Origin of the sequence: Natronomonas sp. (assembly GCF_036625485.1) — an archaeon.
Classification (GTDB): domain Archaea; phylum Halobacteriota; class Halobacteria; order Halobacteriales; family Haloarculaceae; genus Natronomonas.
In genome coordinates, this window is sequence record NZ_JAZKTR010000197.1 from 1 (window position 1) to 3,815 (window position 3,815).

Below are 3,815 nucleotides of genomic sequence, written 5' to 3' on the forward strand. Positions count from 1 at the left end.
AAGCTTGGCGACCGCTTGACCGCGAACAGCCGGAAAGCCCTCGGCGGGTTCGCGGCGCTACGCGCCGCGCATGTCGCAGGGTCTGCCATGCGGCCGACCCTCCTCCCGGCCAGTTGATATTTATAAATGGCGCGCGCTGGCCGACCGCCGTGAGCGCCTTCGCGAACGGCGGTCGGACGAAACCGTGCGAGGGACGACCGACTGAGCGATGCGAAGGAGGGAGTCGGTTGGGGAGGTTCGTGGCTGCGGTGCGGTCCTCGGCGGAATCGAAGGGCGAAGTCGGCTGGCGCCGAAGGGGAGTCGCTAAGCGGGCCCTATCCGAACGAAGTGAGGATATCCCGCTTAGCGACCGCCAGCCGGCTGAGGGCTTCGGAGGTGTTGTTGTCGGACAAGTCACCAAGCTCTATTTAAAAGCGGTCAGCGAATTCTAGAGGTCGTCTTCGTGGCGAAGAGAGTCCCGGTCTAAATCGTCAACGTCGTCCCGACCGGCAAGCCCCATCGAGAGGTCGAAGTCCGCAATCAGGTTCTCCAGAACGTGATGCACGCCGTCCTGCCCACCCAGCGCGAGCCCGTAGATGAAGGGCCGACCGATGAGACACGCGTCGGCACCGAGCGACAGCGCCTTGTAGATATCAGAACCACGCCGAATCCCGGAGTCGAACGTAATCGTCGCCTCGTCGCCGACCTCGTCGACGATCTCCGGTAGCGCCTCGATGGCGGTAATCGAGCCGTCGACCTGCCGGCCGCCGTGCGTCGAGACGCCGACGCCGTCCGCGCCGGCGTCGACGGCCTTCCGGGCGTCCTCGGGGTGCAGGACGCCCTTGATGAGGACGGGCAGGTCGGTGTTCTCGAAGACGAATTCGAGGTCGTCCCACGTCAGCGAGGAGTCGCCGAAGATATCGAGGAAGTGGTCGACGGCGGCCTGCGGGTCCTCCTCCGGCGGGTCGTCGAGTTGGCTGCGGAACGCGGGGTCCGAGAAGTAGTTGGCGACGCCCTCGCCTTCGAGGAAGGGGTAGTAACCGCGTTCGATGAGGCGCTCGCGCCAGCCGAGCGTCGGCGCGTCGACGGTGACGACGATGGCGTCGTAGCCCGACTCCTCGGCGCGGTTGAGGAACGACCGCGCGATGTCCTCGTCGGAGGACCAGTAGAACTGGAACCACTTCGGCGTGTCACCCAGCGCTTCGGCGACGTCCTCCATCGGCGTCGACGAGAGCGACGAGAGGATGAAGGGGACGTTCAGTTCGTCGCAGGCCGCCGAGGTGGCGAGTTCGCCCTCCTCGTGGACCAGCGTCTGGACGCCCAGCGGCGTCACCATCACGGGGTAGTCGATCTCCTGACCCATGACCTCCGTCGAGAGGTCGCGGTCCGCGACGCCCTGCAGCATCCGGGGGACGATGCGCCACGCCGAGAAGTCCTGTTCCTTCCTGAAGGTCTCCTCGGCGCCCGCGCCGCCGTGGATGTACGCGCGGGCGGTCTCGTCCATCGACTCGTGGGCCGCCTCGCGTAGGTCCTCGTAACTGACAGGGAAGTCGGGCGTCTTGCCCTCGAACATCCCCTCGCGATACACCTGATTGACCTTCCGGTTGCCGAATTGCTCGCCCATAATTCGGGATTCGTACGCGGGCGCTTAGAGGTACGGGACGCGGATAGGTGGGAAGCAGAAAGCGACCGGAAAACCCCAGGACCTGAATCAGTCTTGCTGCTGTGCCTTCGCCAACTCCAGCGACCAGAAGAACCCGAAGTACGCCGGAATGCCGGCGACCAGAAACAGGTAGTACGCCCACTGCGGTGCGGTCGTGAAGACGAACCGGAAGAGGGCGTCCACCAGCGCGACCCACACCAAGGCGAACAGCAGGTCGTAGAGCATACCCAGTTGGTTCTCCTCGACGTGCTCGCGGAGTCGGTCGACGATGCTCATGACCGGGGCCTCCGGTGGCTCCTCCGAGATGTCGGTACGTAGTTTGTCATAAAAGAAACGTGGCGTGGAACCGCCGTCAGTCTTGCGTGGCTATTCCTCTTGGACGTCGACCACGAGGACGGGCGCGTGCGTCGAGCGGAGCGTCCGTTCGGTGACGCTGCCGAGGATGGCACGCTTGACGCCGGAACGACCGTGACTGCCCATCACGACGAGATCGATGTCGTTGTTCTCAACGTAACTGGCGATCTTCTCGTGGGGCTTGCCCGACGAGATGTGCTCGACGGTTTCGAGGCCGCGGTCGTGGGCGCGTTCGGCAACGTAGCCGGTCGCGGCGTCGGCCTTGTCCTTGACCTCCTCCATCTCGCCGAAGTGGCCCTGCTCGATGCGGTCCAGTTGCTCGGCACCGAGCGCGAGGCTCATGGAATCGGTATCGACGACGTAGAGGGCGTGTACCTCCGCGCCGTACTGCTCGGCGATGTCGAGCGCGTGCTCGACAGCGTTTTCGGACGTGTCGCTGCCGTCGGTCGGAACGAGTATTTTCTCGTACATCGTTATTCCTCGGTGGTCTCCTGCCCACCGTCAGTCGCCAGCTCCTCGTCGCCACCGTCGGTGACGACGTCCTGTGCGGTCTGCTGTTGACCCATCGGTTCGGGGCTGTGACACTGCCGGACCAGCCGCTTGGTCTCCATCGGCGGTTCGGGCGTCGCCAGCGAGACGACGATGGTCACGAGGAAGACGACGGGCGTCCCGATGAGCGCGGCCCCGATGGGCGGGACGTACTGCGCGTAGATAGGGACGATTGCACCGCCTTCGCCAGCGACGGCTTCGAGCGCACCGATGTAGTTCGGCAGGACGCTGTTGATAATCGAGGTGATCCACAGCAGCAGGCCGACGCTCATGCCGGCCAGGGCGCCCTGTCGGTTGGTGTTCTCCCACCAGAGACCGAGGAAGAACATCGGGAACAGGACGACACCGGCCAGCGAGAAGGCGTACGCGACCAACTCGCCGATAAGCGCCGGCGGGTTGAACGCGGTGACCGTCACGAGCGCGCCGATGGCGATGATGGTCAGCCGGCCGATGAGAATCTGCTGGCGCTGGCTCGCGTCGGGGTTGATCAGTTCCGTGTAGATGTCGTGTGCGACCGCCGATGAGGCCGTGATGAACAGACCCGCGGTGGTCGCGATTGCGGCCGCCATCGCACCGGCAGCGACCAGACCGACGAACCACGACGGTAGGTTAGCGAACTGTGCGGCCAGCACGACGATGACGTCACCTTCCGCGCCGGACATGCCGCCCTCGGCGGCGTAGGCGCTGGCGCCCTGCGTCACCTCGAAGAGGTCGACGCCGAAGGCCGCCATCGCGGGGGCGGCCCAGTAGAGCAGGAGGATGAAGAACAGGCCCCAGACGGTCGACCAGCGGGCGGTCCGCTCACTTTCGACCGTGTAGAACCGCACCAGCACGTGCGGGAGGCCGCAGGTCCCGACGACGAGCGAGAAGGCCGTCGCGACCCAGAGGTAGTAGCTCGCACCGCGGAACGGTTCGGAGAACTCGTTGCCGAGGTCGGCGATGAGCGCACCGTATTCGACCTGCGGGAGAATCGTCGAGTAACCCTGCGTGAACCCGACGACGTAGACGCCCGCGAGGAACGCGATGATGAGGATGACGTACTGGACGGCCATGTTCTTGGTCGCGCCCAGCATGCCGGACAGTGCGAGGTAGCCGACCGTGATCGTCATCATCACGATGATCATCGGGATGATATCGAGCCCGAAGACGTACTGGCCGACCAGCCCCATACCGCGGGCCTGGCCGACGGAGTAGACGTACGCGATGAGCAGCGTCGTAAAGGCCGCCAGCGCGCGTGCGGTCGGCGAGTTGAACCGGTCGCCGACGAAGT

4 protein-coding genes are annotated in these 3,815 nt (G+C 65.1%); all 4 read right to left on the reverse strand.

Annotation, left to right across the window (positions count from 1 at the left end):
• Positions 1-427: 427 nt before the first annotated feature.
• A complete protein-coding gene (locus tag V5A53_RS13605) occupies positions 428-1,603 on the reverse strand; it encodes a lactate 2-monooxygenase (protein ID WP_332314159.1) in 1,176 nt (391 codons plus the stop codon).
• A gap of 87 nt (positions 1,604-1,690) precedes the next feature.
• Entirely contained in the window at positions 1,691-1,918 is a 228-nt protein-coding gene (locus V5A53_RS13610; protein WP_332314160.1) for a hypothetical protein, read from the reverse strand.
• A 90-nt stretch (positions 1,919-2,008) separates the two neighbouring features.
• Positions 2,009-2,467 carry a universal stress protein gene (locus V5A53_RS13615; protein WP_332314161.1) on the reverse strand — a complete coding sequence of 153 codons (459 nt, stop codon included), beginning with the start codon at positions 2,465-2,467 and terminating at the stop codon, positions 2,009-2,011.
• Positions 2,468-2,469: 2 nt separating this feature from the next.
• On the reverse strand, positions 2,470-3,815 hold a 1,346-nt coding region (locus V5A53_RS13620; protein ID WP_332314162.1), incomplete at its 5' end, for a VC_2705 family sodium/solute symporter.

Coding starts and splice junctions, on each gene's coding strand:
- V5A53_RS13610 (WP_332314160.1), bottom strand. CDS start 1,918: ATGAGCATCGTCGACCGACTCCGCGAGCACGTCGAGGAGAACCAACTG.
- V5A53_RS13615 (WP_332314161.1), bottom strand. CDS start 2,467: ATGTACGAGAAAATACTCGTTCCGACCGACGGCAGCGACACGTCCGAA.
- V5A53_RS13605 (WP_332314159.1), bottom strand. CDS start 1,603: ATGGGCGAGCAATTCGGCAACCGGAAGGTCAATCAGGTGTATCGCGAG.